At 60.0% G+C, this 18,388-nt stretch carries 20 protein-coding genes and 2 pseudogenes; 13 read left to right on the plus strand and 9 right to left on the minus strand.

The features are described 5' to 3' along the window. Positions 1 to 103: 103 nt before the first annotated feature. The gene (locus IVB19_RS27550) at positions 104 to 274 is read left to right on the plus strand and encodes a hypothetical protein (protein ID WP_247820200.1); all 171 of its coding nucleotides are present in this window, start codon (positions 104 to 106) and stop codon (positions 272 to 274) included. Further along, the gene (locus tag IVB19_RS27555) at positions 271 to 987 is read left to right on the plus strand and encodes an endonuclease/exonuclease/phosphatase family protein (protein WP_247820201.1); all 717 of its coding nucleotides are present in this window, start codon (positions 271 to 273) and stop codon (positions 985 to 987) included. The genes IVB19_RS27550 and IVB19_RS27555 overlap by 4 nt, the downstream gene beginning before the upstream one ends. A 196-nt stretch (positions 988 to 1,183) precedes the next feature. On the opposite strand, the gene IVB19_RS27560 is transcribed toward IVB19_RS27555, so the two are convergent. The 3 genes from IVB19_RS27560 to IVB19_RS27570 all read right to left on the minus strand — a co-directional run bounded on the left by IVB19_RS27560 (position 1,184) and on the right by IVB19_RS27570 (position 3,614). After that, on the minus strand, positions 1,184 to 2,197 hold the full coding sequence (locus IVB19_RS27560; protein WP_247821714.1) for an LLM class flavin-dependent oxidoreductase: 1,014 nt from the start codon (positions 2,195 to 2,197) through the stop codon (positions 1,184 to 1,186). A gap of 45 nt (positions 2,198 to 2,242) precedes the next feature. Then, a complete protein-coding gene (locus IVB19_RS27565) occupies positions 2,243 to 2,977 on the minus strand; it encodes a Bax inhibitor-1/YccA family protein (protein WP_524536697.1) in 735 nt (244 codons plus the stop codon). Positions 2,978 to 3,401: 424 nt separating this feature from the next. Continuing rightward, positions 3,402 to 3,614, minus strand: coding sequence for a hypothetical protein (locus IVB19_RS27570; protein WP_247820202.1), 213 nt, complete (start codon positions 3,612 to 3,614; stop codon positions 3,402 to 3,404). Between the two features lie 678 nt (positions 3,615 to 4,292). Here IVB19_RS27570 and IVB19_RS27575 point away from each other — a divergent pair. Continuing rightward, on the plus strand, positions 4,293 to 4,475 hold the full coding sequence (locus IVB19_RS27575) for a hypothetical protein (RefSeq protein WP_247820203.1): 183 nt from the start codon (positions 4,293 to 4,295) through the stop codon (positions 4,473 to 4,475). 228 nt (positions 4,476 to 4,703) lie between these two features. After that, positions 4,704 to 4,934, plus strand: coding sequence for a DUF6894 family protein (locus tag IVB19_RS27580; RefSeq protein WP_247820204.1), 231 nt, complete (start codon positions 4,704 to 4,706; stop codon positions 4,932 to 4,934). Positions 4,935 to 5,205: 271 nt separating this feature from the next. On the opposite strand, the gene IVB19_RS27585 is transcribed toward IVB19_RS27580, so the two are convergent. The 4 genes from IVB19_RS27585 to IVB19_RS27600 all read right to left on the minus strand — a co-directional run bounded on the left by IVB19_RS27585 (position 5,206) and on the right by IVB19_RS27600 (position 9,285). Continuing rightward, positions 5,206 to 6,359, minus strand: a protein-coding gene (locus IVB19_RS27585) for an IS3 family transposase (RefSeq protein ID WP_088930867.1) whose coding sequence is annotated in 2 segments (ribosomal slippage) — positions 5,206 to 6,110 and positions 6,110 to 6,359 — 1,155 coding nt in all. Because the reading frame shifts where the segments join, the coding sequence is not laid out codon by codon here. A gap of 405 nt (positions 6,360 to 6,764) precedes the next feature. Continuing rightward, positions 6,765 to 6,941 carry a hypothetical protein gene (locus IVB19_RS27590; RefSeq protein ID WP_247820206.1) on the minus strand — a complete coding sequence of 59 codons (177 nt, stop codon included), beginning with the start codon at positions 6,939 to 6,941 and terminating at the stop codon, positions 6,765 to 6,767. Positions 6,942 to 7,146: 205 nt separating this feature from the next. Continuing rightward, entirely contained in the window at positions 7,147 to 8,655 is a 1,509-nt protein-coding gene (gene zwf, locus IVB19_RS27595) for a glucose-6-phosphate dehydrogenase (RefSeq protein WP_247820211.1), read from the minus strand. 276 nt (positions 8,656 to 8,931) lie between these two features. Continuing rightward, entirely contained in the window at positions 8,932 to 9,285 is a 354-nt protein-coding gene (locus IVB19_RS27600) for a hypothetical protein (RefSeq protein ID WP_524536768.1), read from the minus strand. Between the two features lie 508 nt (positions 9,286 to 9,793). Between IVB19_RS27600 and IVB19_RS27605 the strand changes: the two are divergent. The 5 genes and pseudogenes from IVB19_RS27605 to IVB19_RS27625 all read left to right on the plus strand — a co-directional run. Continuing rightward, positions 9,794 to 10,162, plus strand: a pseudogene (locus IVB19_RS27605) (PRC-barrel domain-containing protein); the annotation flags it as partial. Between the two features lie 48 nt (positions 10,163 to 10,210). Continuing rightward, positions 10,211 to 10,549, plus strand: a pseudogene (locus IVB19_RS27610) (PRC-barrel domain-containing protein); the annotation flags it as partial. A gap of 815 nt (positions 10,550 to 11,364) precedes the next feature. After that, complete coding sequence (locus IVB19_RS27615) at positions 11,365 to 12,426, plus strand: DUF1236 domain-containing protein (protein WP_247820215.1); 1,062 nt, start codon at positions 11,365 to 11,367, stop codon at positions 12,424 to 12,426. 206 nt (positions 12,427 to 12,632) lie between these two features. Continuing rightward, on the plus strand, positions 12,633 to 13,358 hold the full coding sequence (locus IVB19_RS27620; protein WP_247820220.1) for a type 1 glutamine amidotransferase domain-containing protein: 726 nt from the start codon (positions 12,633 to 12,635) through the stop codon (positions 13,356 to 13,358). A 172-nt stretch (positions 13,359 to 13,530) separates the two neighbouring features. Further along, positions 13,531 to 13,848 carry a co-chaperone GroES gene (locus tag IVB19_RS27625; RefSeq protein ID WP_247820222.1) on the plus strand — a complete coding sequence of 106 codons (318 nt, stop codon included), beginning with the start codon at positions 13,531 to 13,533 and terminating at the stop codon, positions 13,846 to 13,848. Positions 13,849 to 14,128: 280 nt separating this feature from the next. Here the strand turns inward: IVB19_RS27625 and IVB19_RS27630 are convergent, their stop codons facing one another. Next, on the minus strand, positions 14,129 to 14,818 hold the full coding sequence (locus tag IVB19_RS27630; RefSeq protein ID WP_247820223.1) for an HAD family hydrolase: 690 nt from the start codon (positions 14,816 to 14,818) through the stop codon (positions 14,129 to 14,131). A gap of 709 nt (positions 14,819 to 15,527) precedes the next feature. Between IVB19_RS27630 and IVB19_RS27635 the strand changes: the two genes are divergently transcribed. The 4 genes from IVB19_RS27635 to IVB19_RS27650 all read left to right on the plus strand — a co-directional run bounded on the left by IVB19_RS27635 (position 15,528) and on the right by IVB19_RS27650 (position 17,642). Continuing rightward, positions 15,528 to 15,920 (plus strand): hypothetical protein, encoded by a 393-nt coding sequence (locus IVB19_RS27635; RefSeq protein ID WP_247820225.1) that lies wholly within the window; start codon positions 15,528 to 15,530, stop codon positions 15,918 to 15,920. 56 nt (positions 15,921 to 15,976) lie between these two features. Beyond that, a complete protein-coding gene (locus IVB19_RS27640) occupies positions 15,977 to 16,366 on the plus strand; it encodes a PRC-barrel domain-containing protein (RefSeq protein ID WP_247820227.1) in 390 nt (129 codons plus the stop codon). Positions 16,367 to 16,767: 401 nt separating this feature from the next. Continuing rightward, positions 16,768 to 17,385, plus strand: a complete 618-nt coding sequence (locus tag IVB19_RS27645; protein ID WP_247820228.1) for an HdeD family acid-resistance protein — start codon at positions 16,768 to 16,770, stop codon at positions 17,383 to 17,385. Positions 17,386 to 17,396: 11 nt separating this feature from the next. Further along, positions 17,397 to 17,642: a hypothetical protein gene (locus IVB19_RS27650; RefSeq protein WP_247820230.1), complete on the plus strand. Its 246-nt coding sequence runs from the start codon at positions 17,397 to 17,399 to the stop codon at positions 17,640 to 17,642. A gap of 34 nt (positions 17,643 to 17,676) precedes the next feature. Here IVB19_RS27650 and IVB19_RS27655 read toward each other — a convergent pair whose 3' ends face one another. After that, complete coding sequence (locus tag IVB19_RS27655) at positions 17,677 to 17,874, minus strand: hypothetical protein (protein WP_247820232.1); 198 nt, start codon at positions 17,872 to 17,874, stop codon at positions 17,677 to 17,679. Positions 17,875 to 18,388: the final 514 nt, after the last annotated feature.

Consider the following 18,388-nt stretch of genomic DNA (forward strand, 5'->3'; position numbering starts at 1 on the left):
CCTTGATCCGCATGGTGCCGCTCGCGCCGTTCTCGCTCGTCAATCTACTTGCCGGGGCCAGTCAGCTGACCCGCGCGATTTTCTGATCGGTAGTATATTGGGAATGGCACCAGGCATTGCCACCATGGCGGCCCTCGGTGCGCAGATCGCGGACTTTGCCCGCAACGCATCATGGTCTAGCGCGGCGCTACTCGGCGTTACCATCGCGGCCTGGATCGGCGTTTGTCTGGGCGCGCAGTTCGTGGTCACCTGGCTTGCCGGGCGCAGGCGGTGACCGGCTCTCTTCGCGTCATGACATGGAACGTGCACGGCACGTTCAACCTCAATCCCGAGTTCGATCTGGAAGGTGTCAGCGCCATCATAAAAAAATGGTCGCCGGATGTGGTCGCCTTGCAGGAGGTCGATTCGCGCGGACGCAGCGACGATCCCTTCACAAAGCTCGCAGATGTAGTGGGAGAACATCGTGCAGAAGCCCGCTCGATCGTTACCGCGGACGGCGACTACGGCCAGGTCCTGCTCAGCAGGCTTCCATTCGCAGCCCCGCCCGTGATTACAGACGTCTCCTATCAGGAACAGGAACCGCGCCGCGCGATCACGGTCCGCATCCGGACATCCCGCGGCGAGGTCACCGTCGTTGCCACCCACCTCGGTCTTTCGATCCATGAGCGCCAGGCGCAGGCCCGCGCGATCGCCCGCCTCGTCGATAGTCCTTGGACAGTGGTGGTCGGCGATTTCAACGACTGGCTTTGGGTTAAATCCGTACGGCGCGCATTGGCTGGGCGTTGCCCGGTGCGTACGCGCCTGCGAACATTTTCGTCATGGCTGCCAATCCTACGCCTCGACCGCATTTACACCACGGCTAACGGCGAAATCCTGGAGGCGTGGACCGATGAGGACGCGAAGGCCTATTCGGATCATCTGCCGGTCATCGCGGATATTGCATTTTCCGGCACTACTGCCTCGGGTAGCGCAAAAGAGCAAAATTGACGAGCAACGCGTAACCGTCCGGCGGCGCCCGGTCTGGAGCGGCACGTTGGTCAGGCAAGTTAGACGCCTGGCCGCAATCGCTACAACCTTCGCAAACCGCGCTGTTGTCGAACACTACTTGTCGGGGTCGGGATGACGGGCGATGCAGATTCAGGATCACGGGCTGGATTTCGGCACTCGACTAGTGGCACGGGTTTCAGGTGAGGCTGGCGGCAAGCGCAGCGGCCTCGGGAACAAGTTCAGCGGCAATTTCAAACGAGCGCAGTCGCGCCGTATGGTCGTAGATCTGGGCCGTCAAAATGAGCTCATCCGCCCGGGTCTCGGCAATGATCCGAACCAGCCCGCTTTTCACGGTGGCGGGGCTGCCCACAGTCGAATAAGCCAGCGCCTCCTTGACCATCGACCGCTCTGCGGGCGAGCTGCGCTGATCCATGTCGTCGACCGGCGGCGGCAGCGGTCCTGGTGAGGCCCGCCTTAAGTTGATGAACTGCTGCTGCCACGATGTGAATAGATACTGCGCCTCCGCATCAGTATCCGCCGCAAAGACATTGACGCCTACCATGGCGTACGGCGCTTGCAGAAATTGCGACGGCTGAAACCGGGCGCGGTATATGTTCAGGGCGTTGAGCAGCTCTCCGGGCGCAAAGTGCGACGCAAATGCAAATGGGAGGCCAAGCGTCGCAGCGAGTTGCGCGCTGTACGTGCTGGAACCCAAGAGCCAGACCGGCACCCTGAGTCCGGCGCCGGGAACGGCCCGCACCGCCTGACCAGGTTGCGCCGGTCCGAGCAGCGCCATCAGTTCCATGACGTCGCGGGGAAAGCTTTCGGCGCCTGCCGCCAGGTTTCGTCGCAAAGCACGCGCCGTTAGCTGGTCCGTTCCGGGAGCGCGGCCGAGACCAAGATCGATGCGGCCCGCGTAAAGGGACTCAAGCGTTCCGAACTGCTCGGCAATGACCAGAGGCGCATGGTTCGGCAGCATGATGCCGCCGGAGCCAACCCGGATTGTCTTGGTGCCCCCGGCAATGTAGCCGATCACCACCGCAGTCGCAGCGCTTGCGATGCCCGGCATGTTGTGATGCTCGGCCAGCCAGAAGCGCCTGTAATTCCAACGCTCGGTATGCCGGGCGAGATCGAGCGAGTTGCGGAAGGCCTGCGCGGTGTCGCTGCCTTGGTTGATCGGCGCAAGGTCCAGTACTGAAAAGGGAATCACAATCGCCTCCAGCTTTCCCTTCCAGGTTCTCAAGCCAGCACGTCGTCAACTTTCGCGGCGCTGGCCGAACAATTGCATCAGCACCATGAACAGGTTGATGAAATCAAGATAGAGCGCGAGCGCGCCCAGCACCGCCTTTTTGCCAGCTGTTTCGCGCGATTCAGTATCGAGATACATCTGCTTGATCCGCTGGGTGTCGTATGCGGTCAAGCCGACGAAAACGATCACGCCGATGATCGAGATCGCGAACTGCAGCGCACTTGAGCCGATAAAGATGTTGACGAGAGACGCGATCACAATGCCGATCAGGCCCATCATCAGGAAGGACCCAAAGCCCGATAGATCGGACCGGGTCGTGTAACCGTAGAGGCTCATCACGCCGAAGGTCGTTGCCGTGATGAAGAACACGCGCGCGATCGAGGCTCCCGTGAACACCAGAAAGATGCCACCCAACGACAGCCCCATGACGGCGGCATAGAGCGCGAACAGCAGCATCGCCGTATCTGCACTCATGCGCTGGATGAGAAAACTTAGGACCAACACGAAGCCGAGCGGCGCCAACATCACCAGCCAGATTAGCGGCGTCCCTGCGATGGCTTGATAGAAGCCGGAAGCCGCGGCGGCATAGGCCACGATACCCGTCAGCGCGAGGCCGCCGGCCATATAGCCGTAGACCCGCTGCATGTGGACGCGCAGCCCTGCCTCGATTTGGGCATCCAGTGACGGCGGAACACCTGCGCCGCGCGACGGTCGTTGCGGGTTGTAGTCGTAATAGCTCATGGCTTGCTCCGCACCTTGGCTTATTGCCGCCGGGGGGCAATCGCGCCTGACGCGCCCGTATTGCGCATGCAGGGCAGCTGCAAACCTCATCGGCGGTGTATGGCGCTTCTCAGTCGAAAGCTTCCCAGCCTGGCTTTCCGGTAAAGCGTGCTCCTGAAGCCCGATGTATCGATGGAGGCCAGTCTCACTCATCGTCCGCAGAGCGCCTTGACGAATGTCAGTAATATCAGCATTTAGTCGCTGCTATGCGATGCGCTTGGCATTCACACGCTGAGCATTCATCTATCCCTGCTCGAGAGCGGCATCGAGTGCGAAGCTTCAGGAAGGAGCGCTTGCGCACGCGCTCGGCACCGTCTCTGTGGAATTGCCGGCGTGGCTGTCTGTACGCAGGTGGTTCAGTCGCTTTTGGCCATTTTGGCAGCGTTCAAGAAGCCAGCCGGGATTTCGCCACTTCCACCGCCCGCAGCCAGTCTTGCCACGCCGCCGGATCAACCGGTGTCCCGTCTGCCCATTTCAGGGCTCCGATAAGGCGCTCCAATTCCGCCGAAGTCCCACCCTCACGCTGCCGTACCTCTTCCAAGAAGACCCGCATCGCATCATATGCCTCGACCAACGTAATGGTCTCAGTCGCATTCATGATAGTCTCGCCCTTCGAGCCTGCTGCATACGATTCATGGCCTCTCTCCGTTAGAGAATTACCTGGTCCATCAACCACGCTACGCTCCTATTTGGGGGGACCGCTGCTTCCCCTGGTGCTGTAAGCACGGGTGTCATTATTGGGCTCGGGCGCCGCAGGAACGGGGCTCACGCTAGGTTGCGTATATGCGCTTCGCGGTGTGTCGGAGGCCTGGCGCTGCCGTCGTCCGCTACTGGTCCCCTCCATAGCCCAGAGCATCAGAACGACGCCAAGGCAAACCATCCCGATCACGAAGATGATCGCATAGGGTACATCTCTGTTCATGCGGTGCTCCTTTTGGTATGGCGCTGCTAACTTCCCTATCGACCATAGCTGTCCGACCGCGAGGCGCATGACCGTATGCAACTGCTGCGGGTGTGAAGAAAAGATCGCCTGCGAGGCATTCCTACACGTTCCCTCACCAGAAGCCGATGGGAGCGATGCCATCGCATGCGATGCGCTTGGGCGCCTTGACGATCGTCAAGGCCGCCGTCGAACTCTCAGCCGACAACGAGACAATGAGGACCGAAACAGCAGAGTTAGGCGAGCGACGAATCCGAATTGCAACTTAGGCGATTGACATTCGTCAACGACACATGAGCCCCGATCACGCACCACAGATGGCAAGCGGAGGTCGTCATGGGCATCGAGAAGATGCATCCACCAAAATACTGGGAGATGCGCGCAGAGGAGTTCCGCGCGAAGTCGGACAAATGCGAGCATAAGCAGGTCAAGGAATCGCTCCGTAAGATCGCCAACACCTATGACGGACTCGCCCAGCGGGCCAAGTTGATCCGCACCGTTCAGGACGCCGCAGAGTAATGCGGCCTCCACCTATTGGGAACTATCGCATTTTCAGCGAGTGTTCATCGCGTCCGCTCTATCGATGGAGATGGTGGTTTCCGGGGTGATCCCTGGTGCACCGGGAGTACCGAGGCCACTGGGACTCCGGCGCTTCGGCGTCGGAGTTTCCCGGCTTACCCCCAAAGTTCACTTTTGAACCAAGCCGCCTACCGTTCGTTAACCCTCGAATGGAGAAGGGCGGCTTCAATGCCTCGCTATTTCTTTCATCAGCATCTGGGTGGCCAAAAGACTGAAGATACGCGTGGGGAACTATTCCCGAGCGATGCCACAGCCTGTCACCAAGCCGCGCAGCGGATGCCGGCCGGCCTGAAAAGAGCTGCGGTGCGTTCCCGCAACACCTATCTCGCCACCGAAGTAACTGACGGCAACCGAACCCTGTTCGTGGTGAGGGGAACAGTCATTATCGAACGGCGGTAAGGCCGCCTCTGCGGCGGCCAACGCTCTTGGCGTCACCGTGCCCGCGACCCGATTCAGTTGTGCTCCTCCAGTTGGGCGGAGCTGCCATGGACCGGACAGTTTGCGTCGGGAGCCGCAAGCATGCCGGCGGGCTCCAACTCCTCCGCCTTGGTCTCGTGGTAAATCACGTGGCATATGCAACCAAGCTGAAGCGCTTCCGTGGTTCCTGGTGGTGGTACGGAGTAGTCCTGTGTGTGCTGTATGAGCTGCTGCCGGTTTGATGGACACCGGGTTAAGCTAATCCCACCTTGCGCTCGAACTCAACAGGGCTGAGGTAACCGATCGTCGAGTGACGTCGGGTCGTGTTGTAGAACCGCTCGATGTAATCGAACACATCTGCTCTGGCCTCGTTCCTGGTGCGATAGGTTTTGCGCTCGGTGCGTTCGGTTTTCAGCGACGAGAAGAAGCTCTCCATCGCCGCGTTGTCCCAGACGTTGCCGGACCGACTCATGCTGCAGACGATGCCGCTATCAGCCATCAAGCGCTGGAACTGCTCGCTGACGTACTGGCTGCCGCGATCGGAATGATGCATCAGGGCATCCGGCTTGCCGCGCCGCCAGACCGCCATCAACAGGGCGTCCGCAACCAACTGGGCGGTCATGCTGGCGTTCATCGACCAGCCGACCACCCGGCGCGAGAACAGGTCGATCACCGCCGACACATAGAGCCAGCCCTCAGCCGTCCAGATGTAGGTGAAGTCGGCGATCCACTTCTGGTTCGGGCGCTCGGCCTCGAACTGCCGATCCAGAAGATTCGACGCCACGTTCGCAATCTGGCGATGGCCTGCGTCCTTCGGCAGACGCCGGCGTCGTGGCCGCGCCCGCAGGGCCTGCAGGCGCATCAGCCGTTCGACCCGGTGCAGGCCGCATTCGACGCCGTCCGCCAGAAGGTCTCGCCAGACGCGCCGCGCGCCGTAAGTCCGGTCACTGGCAAGGAAGCTGACCTTGACCTGCTGGCCTACGGTCTCGTCGCTCCGGGATCTGGCGCTGGGCGATCGGTTCAGCCAGGCATGAAAGCCCGACCGCGACACGCCCATCGCTTCGCATAGCCATGCCACCGGCCAGATGCCCCGGTGCTTCGCGATGAAGCCGAACTTCATGTCGCTTCCTTCGCGAAGTAGGCAGCGGCCTTTTTTAGGATATCCCGCTCCGCCTTCAGCTTGTTGACCTCGCGCCGCAGCCGCTCGATCTCCAATTGCTCAGGCTTCAGTTGCCCGTGGCCGGGGAACGACTGCGCAGCGTCGAAGCCGAACTCCTTCACCCATTTGCGCAGCACGTTCTCATGAACGCCCAGGTCTCGGCCAGCTTGCGCCACAGATACCCCGCGCTCCCTGACGAGCTTGACCGCCTCGATCTTGAACTCTCGACTGAACTTCCGTCTCTGCATGACCCACCTCTGGCTCGATAAAACACCCAATCTCGGTGTCCATCAAACCGGCAGCAGCTCAGTACTCGCATAATAATCTCCGATCGTACCGCAGCGGCAGTCTGCACCGGCTGGTCGCTTCGATTGGTCCGCACCATCTCCAGAAACGCGCGAAGCTGCTGCGCGACGGTCGCCGCCTCACCGATCGCTGTGCCGACGCGCTTGTCGGAACGCACATCGCCCACCGCGAACACGCCTGTCACGTTCGTCTCGAACTATGCTTGCCGATCTTGCGTGAGCAGTAGGCAACAGGCAACCTCATCCCTCCGAAACTGTTCCCATTTTCGTTGATGCGGCAGATCCTCCCCAAAGGTTGCCGGCGCGGTGATTTCGAGCGTGTGGCTACGCATACCGACGCGGTCGCGATCACACCGATTCCTTGGCGGCTACCTGGCGCTCGGCCGCCCGCTCGGCAAGCCGATCGTACTCCTCGGCAATCTTCAGCAGGCGATCGCGCGAGTGTCTCATGCTGAATTGCTCCGCCTTGTCTCTCGTCCTCTCAGCGCGTTCTTGCCAATGTCGCGGATCAAGCACGTCTGTCATGTTCGGCATCTCCGTACTCATTTTTGTAGACAGCAACGTTACGACCCAGCGGCATTTACATGTCGCAACTACAACCGCAATTTGTTGAAACTACTTAACTGCGGTGTAGGCGAAGCGTCATGGCCCGCCTTATCGCCGCCGCGTCCAGCAAGCGGTGGATCGGGAACTGAAATCAGAGAGCGATAGTTGCGCATGACAATGACGGTCAGAGCGGCCGCCAGCTGCGGCCATCGCGCTTCAACAATTCGAATGCCCCCGGGGGACCCTCGCTGCCGGCGGGATAAAATTCCAGCCCCTTCGGGCCCGCTTTTTTCCAGGCATCGAGGAACGGCTGCACCGCCCGCCAGGCGGCTTCGACACCGTCAGCCCGTTGAAACAGAATGTTGTCACCAATCATGCAGTCGTAGATCAGGGTCTCATACCCCGTCGCTGGTTCGATCTTGAAGTAGTCTCGGTAGCGGAACTTCATTTGTACGCCGCCGGTCCTGATCAAGGGCCCCGGCACCTTGGTGTTGAATTGCAGCGTAATGCCCTCTGTTGGCTCGATACAGATGACGAGATAGTTCTCAGCCAGCTGCTGGACGTGCGTAGACTGAAACATCGCAAAGGGCGCCTCGCGGAATTTTATCGCAACTTCCGTGCGTTTCATGGCAAGCGCCTTGCCGGTGCGCAGGTAAAAGGGGACGCCGGCCCACCGCCAGTTGTCTATATGCAGCTTCATGGCGACGTAAGTCTCCGTCACGCTATCCGGCTTTACATTTGGGGTCTTTCGATAATCCGAAATCTCGGTATCGCCAATCGTCCCGGCGATATACTGCCCACGCACGGAGTTGTTCAGCGCATCGTCCTCGCTCTGGGCCTGGATCGCAGCCAGGACCTCGTCCTTTTCTGAACGGACGTTGTGGGCATCGAAACGTGTCGGAGGCTCCATTGCGATCAGCGATAGCAGCTGAAACAGGTGGTTGGGCACCATATCGCGCAGCGCGCCAGTCGCGTCATAGAAGCTGCCACGGTGGCCAACGTCGATCTTCTCAGCCACGGTGACCTGCACATGATCGATATGATGGCGGTTCCAGATCGGCTCAAAAATTCCGTTTGCGAAGCGCAGAACCAGAATATTTTGGACTGTCTCCTTGCCCAGGTAATGATCGATTCGGTAGATCTGGGGTTCATCGAGAATGCTCAGCAGTTCCGCGTTCAGTGCGTGCGCTGACGCTAAGTCCGTCCCAAATGGCTTTTCCACCACCAGCCGTCGCCAGGTGCCGTCTTCTTCCTTCAATAAGCCGACACGACCGAGCTGGCGCGCGATCGGCGCGAAAGCATCAGGCGGTGTCGCTAAATAGAATAGCCGATTGCCGCCGGTATTGCGCGAGGCCTCCAATTGTTCGAGCCGCTCCTTCAACCTGTCGAAGGACAGGGCGTCCCCAGGGTCGGCTGCGACGGAGGTGACACATTCGAGAAGGCGATGCGCGACCTTTTCATCCACGGGGCGGGTTGCGAACTGACGCAACCCCTTCATGAGCTTCTCGCGCAGCGCTTCGTTCGACATGGGATACCGCGCGACGCCGACGACGCAAAATTGTTCCGGCAATAATTCGGCTGCCGAGAGGTTGTACAGCGAAGGGATCACCAGCCGGTTGGTCAGATCCCCAGTCACACCGAAGATGACAAGGGCACAGGATCGTGGCTTCTGGTTGGGCTGGTGGTCTATCACGAACAGCTGACCGTGAATTGGTGAAATGGTGCGGGCTTCCCCGAGCCGAGACCGCCGTGCTGCTGGAGCTGTCGGCGGCCCTCAAACGGGCGGGCGACCGCCATCCACTCTAGTGGAAGGAGTTCAAGCGGCTCTCTCCCGATGCCCTAAAGCGGCGCGCGCTGCCTTGACGGCCGTCAATATATCGAGCGCCTATGGGCGATTGCGACCGAGGCGCACAAAGTGCGCAGACGACAGAGTCAGAGAATACGGAATCGAGAAGGACCGCAGTCCAGATCACGTCATGCTACCCGGCAGGAAGCATCGAATCGTGGTGCCCAACGATCCCTTGATCGGCCAGACCATCGCCCTGCCAGCCCGGTTCGGCTCGGTGAGCACGGCATCATCGGGAACCACGATCCACTCGTTGTCGATGCGGACACGAAAATGACCGTCTTTCGATTCCCAATCCGGGTCGGCAATCGCAAGACCGTCACTAACCGAGCAACATGGACCTTTGCCGGACTTGAGACTATCGAACCATGGCTTGAGTGGAGATTGCGAATAGCGGCCGTCGTCACGGGCTTGGGCGGTGCCGGTCAGCAGCGAGACGAGAATGATAAGGCTCAATCGGCGCAAGGAAGTTTCCATGATTTCGTGCCAAGAGCTGGTAAGGCCGTGAGCTGTTAAGGCCATGGCGAACGCGCCTAGCGGCTCGTGTTTCAAGGGAGCTATATGATCCACCGGGTCCGGCCTTGATAACAGTCAACCTGGCAGATCATTACCGCGGCTGTGCAAACGAGCTTACGGTCTCGCGTGGGTTTTGGCCACGCACCCGCCCTTTGGCCTCGCAGTTCGCCCACCAGAGCGGTCTGGCCGATAGCAAGCGCCGTGTGCAGCTCTGCCCCGACGATGGCGCCCGCGCCGAATGCAACCCCCATTCGCTCCAGGTATCCGCAAGAGTTGGTTGATGAAGCCGCCCTTGCCCAACCGGAGCAAGGTCGACCAGTATCTGCAATGACGAGCGTCAATGCAGCGAGCGCGATTGTAGCGTAGGTGCTGCAATAGAGTGCAAAACCCTTGGGCCAACGATTAGCGAACCGGGGGCCAAGCAACTGAGCTTTGCAAAGGCAGCACGGTTGGCAATGGAGAAGACGATATGGTGACCACAACGCAACGCGCATCCGCGACCGAGCGCGGAACTACATCCTCACTGATCGCAAGTGACCGCGTGGAGGGAACTGCGGTCTACGACGCACAGGGAAAGCGTATCGGAAAGGTCGAACATCTCGTGATCGACAAGTCCGGCGGTCGCGTCATCTACGCCGTCCTGAGTTTTGGAGGCTTCCTTGGTATCGGCGCGAACCACTATCCGATTCCCTGGCAGATGCTGGATTTCGATGAGAAGCTCGGCGGATACCGCGTGGGCATCACCGAACAGCAACTCAAGAACGCTCCGAAAATCGAGCAAGGGGAAAGCTGGGGGCAAGCGAACCGCGACTGCGACGAAGAGGTCTATGGCTATTGGGAGCGACCCGCACCAGAGCAGACTTCGTCTCTCATATCTAGCGACAGCGTCGAAGGAATGCCGGTCTTTGACCTACGCGGCAAGCGCATCGGCAAAGTCGAGCGCCTGATGATCGACAAGCTCACCGGCCAGATCGCCTACGCGATCCTGAGTTTCGGCGGCTTCCTCGGCATCGGCGATGATCAGTATCCGATACCCTGGTCGATGCTGACCTACAACGAAAAGCCCGATGGCTTCCAAGTCGACCTCACCGAAGAGGAGCTCAAGAACGCCCCGAAAATCGAACCAGGCGAAAACTGGGAGCAAACATCTCGGACCCGCAATCAGGACGTCTACGACTATTGGGAGGTCAGGTACTATTGGATTGCCGGATCCGATATTGCGTGAGCCCTATCATTGGCCCAGTCAATGCAGGCATCCGGGCCTAATGCCATGTGGTGGCCAAGCCTCCAGCTGCCACAGCCCAAGACCGCGTGATCTAGCACGAGCGTTATCGACAATCAGCGCATCCGCGGTCGCGGCCCCAGGGCAAAAGTTCAGCGGTAGGATGGCCCAGGAGTAACCTATGGATGGGAAGCGAGCAAAGGCCAAAAAAAGACGGCAGCGCTTCAAACAGGAAGCGCCGCTAAGCGATCGGTTGCTGAAGTTGGCCGCGAACGCTCGGCACGAGGCGGCTCGACTTCCTCTGGGAAGCCAACGTGATCATCTGCTAAGAAAAGCCAAACAAGCCGAGGTTGTCGCATCCCTTGACCAGTGGCTATCACTGCCCCGCAAGCAAGCGCCTCAAGCCCACAGTGAAGGACGCGCGTCTACCACCGCCACTGGATCCTTCTACAATCGCGCGGCTGCTTCCGAAAGTCCACGCGCGCCTTTTTGCGCCGCTGGACTCAAGCGAGTGTGAGGCGCTGATCCCACTTTTGAGCAGGCTGCGGTAGATCAACTCGCCCCGGTTGACCGTCGTCATGGTGGAACCAAACGCAGCAGCCTAGATTACCCAATCCCGACGGGTGGGGGGACCAACAGGAGAGTCTCCCATGAGGATAAATTGGCTTTACACGACGGCGATGGCATTGGTGATTTGCGCCGGTCCCGCGATTGCGCAATCACCGGAAGGTTCGCAGAAGCGCGAGGAGAGCCCACGCGCCCAGTCACCGGCATCTCAGTCTAGGGAAATGGACCGTCCAGCCGCCCAGTCGAAGGAGATGGATCGCGGCGGCGCGGCGGATCGCATCAAGGAGCGCGCGCAGTCCGAGCCGAAGGGCGGCGCCCATGACATGCAGCGCGGTGAGGCCCCGTCGCCGGCCGAGAGCAGCAAGGAGGCGCAGAAGCCGCAGGGCCGCGAGTCCAATGAGCCGACACGGCAGAGTCAGGATCAGCCCAGCCGTGGCAAGCGCGCGCCCTCGAGCACGGCGCAGCAGAAGGACCTGCAGCAGGGCCGCGATGGCAAGCCGGCTGCCGACCAGAGGCAACAGGCTGAGGAAAAGCTGCGGGGCCGCGAGGGTCAGCCCAAGCAGGACCGCGCGCAGGACGCCACCAGGCCGGCCGATGCGAAGCAGCAGCAGACCCAGCAGCAGATCGATCGAGATCGCAAAGAGCAACTCGATCACGCCGCCCAGCCCTCCAAGTCCTCGCCGCAGCAGAGCGCGCGGCCGGCCGACAACACACAGACCCAGCAGACCGGCCGGGCCCCGGATCAATCGAACCGCCAGACTTCCTCGGGTGCGATCAACGACGATCAGCGCAGGCGAGTCGTCGATCAGCTGCGGCAAGACAGGACTGCCACCAGCCAGAATCTCAATGTCCAGGTCAATGTCGGCACGCGGTTGCCGCGGGGTGTACAGGCGCGCCGGTTGCCGCCCGATATCGTGCGGATCATGCCGCAATACCGGGACTACGAGTACACGGTGATCGACAATCGCGTTGCCATTATCGATCCGCGGCGGCGCGAGGTCGTCGATATTCTCGACGAAGGACCGGGTTACAGCAGGGCGGCCGCCTACAGCCGCGACCGTGTTGTCGTCAGCGATGACACGCGTAGGCGGTTCAGGGAATTGGTGCGCAGCTCTTCGACGACGGTCGGCTCGACCTCGCCTTCAGCCGGCGGAGGCGGAACCTCCGCGTCGAACTGCCTGTCGCTACAGCCGGTGCCGGAAGAACTGGCGCGCAACCATCCAGAGCTCGCCAACTACCGCTATCTCGCCATCGGCGACGAAGTTGTGCTGGTTGACCCGCAGCAGCAGAAGGTCGTCCAGGTGATCGACTAAGGCTGGCTGTTCTCCCTCTCTCCGTTCTTCACGGGGAGAGGGAGAAGTGAGAGGCTGCACGTTTCCGCGCTATCGCGGCCCAGCTCGGTGCGTCGATAAGCGTTGGTGTGAACATTGACGGCAAAACTGACGGCCATCAATGAACGTCAAGCAATGATGCCTGATGCTCCAGTGCCAGGGAGGCGCTGAAGAGGAGCAACCCTGAGGTGAAGATATTGATCGTACTAACCTCGCACGACCGACTTGGAGACACTGGCAAGAAGACCGGCTTCTGGTTCGATGAGTTCGCTACGCCCTACTACATCTTTAGGGATGCCGGCATCGTTCTTACACTTGCGTCTCCCGAGGGGGGCCTGCCGCCGGTCGATCCAAGAAGCGAGCGGCCCGAGGCGGAGACCGCAGCGACTATTCGCTTTCGGCGCGACGGTTACGCGCAAGCCGAGTTGGCGAACGCCCGGATGCTGTCTGGCATTTCGGCCCGCGACCATGATGCCGCCTTCTATCCAGGAGGCCACGGCCCCTTGTGGGATCTCGCCAATGACCCCCACTCAATCGCGTTGATCGAAACCATGTTCCGCACGGGTCGTCCTCTAGCGCTCGTCTGCCATGGCCCCGGCGCCTTGCGCTACACCATGGCTTCAAATGGCCGTCCACTTGTCGCCGGCAAATCGGTCACCGGCTTTTCCAACCTCGAGGAGGCCGCAATTGAACTGACGGACGCCGTACCGTTCTTGGTCGAAGATATGCTGAGGAACAACGGCGGCAACTATTGCCGGAAAGACAAGTGGCAGCCCTATGCCGTTTCCGATGGCGATCTGATCACGGGACAAAATCCGGCATCCTCGGAAGCCGTTGCGAAAGCTCTACTTGATCGATTACGGATCAAGGGTCAGGCCACGAAAGGTGGCAAGGCCTCGACCAGGAACACCTGAGTGGTAAGGGAGATGCGACGCCGGCCGATCGGACAAATCAAATGGGAGCTCGTCACCGTGGAAACCAAATCTTTCTTGAGCGCCGAAGACATCCTGCGTTGGCGCCACAACCTTAGGTGACTTACCGCTCGCACTCGCGTTAGAAATAATCCCCCCAGCTAAGGAGAACTTCATGAAATTCCGTCCGCTCCATGACCGCGTCGTGGTCAAGCGCATCGAAGCCGAAGAGAAGACCAAGGGCGGCATCATCATTCCCGACACTGCCAAAGAAAAGCCCTCCCAGGGCGAGATCACCGCCGTAGGCCCGGGCGGCCGCGACGAAGCCGGCAAGCTAATCCCGGTCGATCTCAAGGTGGGCGATCGCGTGCTGTTCGGCAAGTGGTCTGGCAATGAGGTCGTGCTCGACGGCCAGGATCTGCTGATCATGAAGGAGAGCGACATCATGGGCGTCCTCACCGACGTTCCCGCCGCCAAGAAGAGCGCTGCTTAGGCGCTTAGCCCGCTCCCTCATCCTGAGCAGCGAGCTTCTCGCAAGATATGCTGCAAGCTCAAATCTCATCCCTCGAGAACCCGACGAGCCGCTTGGCCTCCAGGCGACGACGCCTGAGCCGTGCGCGAGCAGGTGATGCGAACTGTGCGGGCAAATTTCCAGCCGGAGCTCCTCAAACGCATCGACGGGATCTCCTGTTCCGCCGGTTGCAGAAGAGCGAGACGGGCCCGACTGTCGAGATACAGCTCGGTCGCGTCGAGAAGCTGCTGGAAGCCGGGCCTTAGCGTCGACCCGCAACCTCGTCGATGCGGCTCAGGAGATCTGCTGGATCTTCATAGACGCGGAACGCTCCGGATTGTCGCAACTCGTCAGGCCCGTAGCCGCCGCTTAAAAGACCTATACCCAACGCGCGACATCGGATCGCCGCCAACATGTCCCAGACACTATCGCCAACAACGACTGCGGTTTCGATGGGAACGCTCAGCCGTTCGGCAGCCGTCAAAAACAAATCCGGATCGGGCTTGGCATGTTTGACTTGATCACGCGTCACGACTGGAACCGCATCCCGATCGACCCCAAGCGAAGTCAGATTGACGGCTGCGGTTTCCACGCGGCCGCTGGTCGCAATCGCCCATGGAATGCCGGCCTGCGACAACCACTTCAACAATTCGCGAGCTCCAGGCAACGGCCGAATCCGATTTGACTGCTGTCGGTAGGCCGCAGCATGGGCGTGGCGAAGCCGCTCAACGCGTTCAGTGCCAATTTCGATGCCGGTTTCGCGAAGAAGCTGATTGATGAATAAGCCTCCGCTCATTCCTATCTTGCGATGGATGCGCCAAACCGAGAGTTCGATGCCCTCTGCATCGAGCGCCTCCTTCCATGCAAGAACATGCTGATAGACGCTATCAACCAGCGTGCCATCGAGATCAAACAGGAAGGCGGGTTCGATATTTGATGAGTGTTTCGACATTCTATTCGTCAAGCCTCGACGCCAATCCATTCACACCAAACGGTGAGCAGAGCCGCCATAATCACCGGAAAGCGAAGGTGGACTCTACGTGCCGCTCGACCGAAGCCCACTGCCATCGCTCGGTGTGAGTTCATTGAAGCCGCATAATGACTCGCGAGTGTTTCGCCGAAACAAATGACCGGTTGCAGTAGACAGACTACAATTAAATGCCTCTGCACACATTGACGACTATCAAATGCCAGCGCCGTCGCGCCCCGGTTCCGGGGACGAGCGTGTCTGCGAGTTTAGTCTCGCGATTCCCTGCACCGGCAGAGGCTATGCGCCTGCTCGGCTTGCGGCCGAGGTTTTGATGACCATCAATGACAAGGAGCGCGCGTGGAGTTACTTCAAATCGTCATGAACCCTAGTGCCGCATCCGGCTTAGCCGATGGCACTCTGGTTCTGACGGCGCTGGAGAAGCCGTGATCGAACTCCATCGAGATCTACGGAAATTTACTGCCGACAGCTTGACAACGATCAAGGCTCGATCCCCGCGCCGCGCGGAGATTAGAGTGACAACGGAGCTGACGCGCGTAAGTGTCCCGGCTGCAATGGTCGCCGACACAGCACGTGCTTCACCGACGCAATGGTGTCGTCACTTATTCAGTAGCCATCGCTGTGACGCGCCCGAAAGGTACGGCTCGGATCCATCACAATCGAGGAGACCACCATGAACCGACTTCTCTCTTCCGGCGCTTTACTCGTGATTCTCGGCAGTACCGTCGCCACAGCTCAGAACGCAAGCGACACTACTCAAAGCAACAACGCTCACGGGGCGCTGAACCCGGCACAGCAACAGATGGTCAGCAACAGCCTCTCCAGCACGCCCTCGCAATCCGCGCCATCGGGCGCGCAGCCGCAGGTCGGTGACAAGGTTCCGGAGTCCATGTCGGCGCAATCCATGCCGCATAACGTCGTTGACCAGGTCCCCGAGGCGAAAGAACTGCTCTTTGTCAAGCTGCCAGACCGTATCCTGCTCATCGACCCCGACACCAAGCTGATATCCGAAATTGTTACCGAGCCGGCCACCACAGGATCGACGGCCGGCAACCAGGGTCGGTAGGACTACCAGTGCCTCGGCCAACGGCCTGGCCCAACCTTGAAGGCGAAGGAGTTTTGATGAACATTCCCCACTTCCCGCTGCTCCTGGTAGCCACCTTGGCCGTCGTCACGCTTTCGGAGGAGATCGATCACGCAGCCGCCCAAGAGATCGGGCTGACGCCTCTGGAGGCGACGGAAGTCGCCAAAGGCTATAGTGCCGAGGCGCTCAAATTCCGGTCTGTGGTCGGCGACAAGCACGACAGGATAGGAAGAATCAGCGACTTCATCTTCGGCAAAGACGGCAATATTTATGTGGTCGTTGCGGTAGACGATTCGACGGGCCTGCCTGGCCATCCCGTGGCCATTCCACTCCGTCAATTCAAGCTGGACGAGTCGCCCGACTATGCGGTTCTGCCGGGCGCAAGCCGCACCTCGCTCGCAAAGCTGCCGGTTTATGTCGGGCACTGATAGCGTGGTCCGAACCTTTGCAATGAATCAGAAAAGAACGGCAGCTCCCGACTGCCTCGCCGATATGGGTAAAGGCGGCCCAGGCTAGGCCGTGAGGCCGTCGCGCACGACCCAGACACCGAGCGTCAGGAGACCCACGGCGGCGATGGTCAGCATGCCCCCCCGCAGACGCGATCCAGAAGGTATGCGACTTGTCTGATCGACCAAGCGCGCCGTGATGACGGTCCAACGAGAGGAGCGCATGCCGTTGGCGGGCGTTGATAGCGATCAACTGCAGCTCGTGCCCTTCTGGCGCGGAAACAGCCAATGGGTTGACGGTCGTCAAGGCGCAACTTGCAGCCGGTGGGTTACGGTCTTGGTGAGGCAATCACGCAAAGCACGTCTCAAGTTCGGAGAATGCCATGGCCAGCACCACAATGAATTCACCGTTCGATACTTCCTCCGTCGCTGCCAGCGATGGGCTCGCGCGAAACTGGTGGCTGTTCACACTTCGCGGCATCTTCGGAGTCGTGTTTGGCTTGACTGCTTTGCTCTTTCCCGGACCAACCATGTTGTCCCTCGTGATCTTGTTCTCGGCCTATATGCTGTTAGACGGAGCGGCAGGCATCATTTCCGCGGTCCGTGCAATGCGCCGCCGAGACCAATGGGGCTTCTTGATCTTCGAGGGTCTCCTCAACATTGCCGTTGGCATGGTCGCTTTCCTCTGGCCCGGCGTCACCGTGGTTGCGTTCGTGCTCCTTGTCGCTGCATGGGCCATCATCTCCGGTGGATTGATGATGGCGGCCGCGTTCCGACTGAACATCAGCCACGGGCGATGGTGGTTGGTGCTCGGCGGATTGTGTTCGCTGATTTACGGGGCGCTGCTGATCGCTATGCCGCTCATCGGTGCGGTCGTGCTCACGTGGTGGATGGGCGCATATGCACTCGTATTCGGTATCTCTTTGATCATTCTGTCGTTCCAGCTCCGCTCCAGGCATCGGCATGCGGCCACGCCCAGCACGGCGGGTACTCAGGCATAGGTGTGACATTTATGACTTCCGCCACACCCAAGCCGAGCCAGCCGGATGGTCCGCCACAGGACCGTCTGGTCGGTGTTGCCGAGAAGGCCAATGGCGAAGAGTTACTGGAGGAAAGCCTGATCGAAACCTTCCCGGCAAGCGACGCACCATGCTGGACCGCCTTGACGCGCGTCGGGCCGCCTGACCGAAAAGGCCACCATGTGAAGCGCAAAAAGAAGCGGCTTGATCTCTCTCATAAGAAAGAGGCCGCCAAATGAGGCGCCCTGATAGGACTACTCAGGCGATCGACCTTCACCTGCCCAAGGCCTTATTGATTACTTCCTTTGCCTCCTCAAATGCTGATGAAACGCTAGTGGCTCGAATGTTCAAGGCCACCCAATCAATTTCCGGCAGCGTCGGGTTTGTCCGACAGATCGCGGCGTGCCAAAGTGCGGGGTTGTTCGTGACCCGGATTTCGTAGCCGTGAAAGGTCTGTTGTTCGGTATGCATATGAACTCTCCAAACGCCCCGCTCAGAACATGGGGTTTGGGCGGCGACCGGAAAGGGGCCAACCATTAAATTAGAAAGGGGCCACCACCTAAACAGGAGTGGGAAAGGTGTCACCCCGCAAGCGCATTCAGTAAACGTGCGATTTATTTGAAATGTTAGGCTTTGCGTACGCAGTCAAGATTGGAGGCCGACGACCGAGCCGACCATTTGGAAATGGCGGTCCCGACATGCCGGGGTCCGGGCGTATAGCCCAGCACACCAAGCGGCAGGTTGTTCGGTTACACGATCGGTCTATGAAAGATTCGATGTTCGTCGGCATCTGCAGTGCTTGAGCCGGATCCGTCCATTGCTGGACGCAACCTTCTGCGCGGCGGCAAGGCAGGCGGCCGAGGTGTGTGAATCTGATGCGGGAAAGCGTGCCGAATATTGACGGCCGTCATGGCGCGTCGACGCCAAAACGCGAGACTTAGGGGCGTACCGCAGCGACGATGCACGAGAGCGTGCGCCCGCTCTA

Origin of the sequence: Bradyrhizobium sp. 187, from assembly GCF_023101005.1 — a bacterium.
In the GTDB taxonomy this organism is placed as follows: Bacteria; Pseudomonadota; Alphaproteobacteria; order Rhizobiales; family Xanthobacteraceae; genus Bradyrhizobium; species Bradyrhizobium canariense_D.

Coding starts and splice junctions, on each gene's coding strand:
- IVB19_RS27550 (WP_247820200.1), top strand. CDS start 104: ATGGCACCAGGCATTGCCACCATGGCGGCCCTCGGTGCGCAGATCGCG.
- IVB19_RS27565 (WP_524536697.1), bottom strand. CDS start 2,977: ATGAGCTATTACGACTACAACCCGCAACGACCGTCGCGCGGCGCAGGT.
- IVB19_RS27570 (WP_247820202.1), bottom strand. CDS start 3,614: ATGAATGCGACTGAGACCATTACGTTGGTCGAGGCATATGATGCGATG.
- IVB19_RS27575 (WP_247820203.1), top strand. CDS start 4,293: ATGGGCATCGAGAAGATGCATCCACCAAAATACTGGGAGATGCGCGCA.
- IVB19_RS27580 (WP_247820204.1), top strand. CDS start 4,704: ATGCCTCGCTATTTCTTTCATCAGCATCTGGGTGGCCAAAAGACTGAA.
- IVB19_RS27590 (WP_247820206.1), bottom strand. CDS start 6,941: ATGACAGACGTGCTTGATCCGCGACATTGGCAAGAACGCGCTGAGAGG.
- IVB19_RS27600 (WP_524536768.1), bottom strand. CDS start 9,285: ATGGAAACTTCCTTGCGCCGATTGAGCCTTATCATTCTCGTCTCGCTG.
- IVB19_RS27615 (WP_247820215.1), top strand. CDS start 11,365: ATGGATCGCGGCGGCGCGGCGGATCGCATCAAGGAGCGCGCGCAGTCC.
- IVB19_RS27625 (WP_247820222.1), top strand. CDS start 13,531: ATGAAATTCCGTCCGCTCCATGACCGCGTCGTGGTCAAGCGCATCGAA.
- IVB19_RS27630 (WP_247820223.1), bottom strand. CDS start 14,818: ATGTCGAAACACTCATCAAATATCGAACCCGCCTTCCTGTTTGATCTC.
- IVB19_RS27635 (WP_247820225.1), top strand. CDS start 15,528: ATGAACCGACTTCTCTCTTCCGGCGCTTTACTCGTGATTCTCGGCAGT.
- IVB19_RS27640 (WP_247820227.1), top strand. CDS start 15,977: ATGAACATTCCCCACTTCCCGCTGCTCCTGGTAGCCACCTTGGCCGTC.
- IVB19_RS27645 (WP_247820228.1), top strand. CDS start 16,768: ATGGCCAGCACCACAATGAATTCACCGTTCGATACTTCCTCCGTCGCT.
- IVB19_RS27650 (WP_247820230.1), top strand. CDS start 17,397: ATGACTTCCGCCACACCCAAGCCGAGCCAGCCGGATGGTCCGCCACAG.
- IVB19_RS27655 (WP_247820232.1), bottom strand. CDS start 17,874: ATGCATACCGAACAACAGACCTTTCACGGCTACGAAATCCGGGTCACG.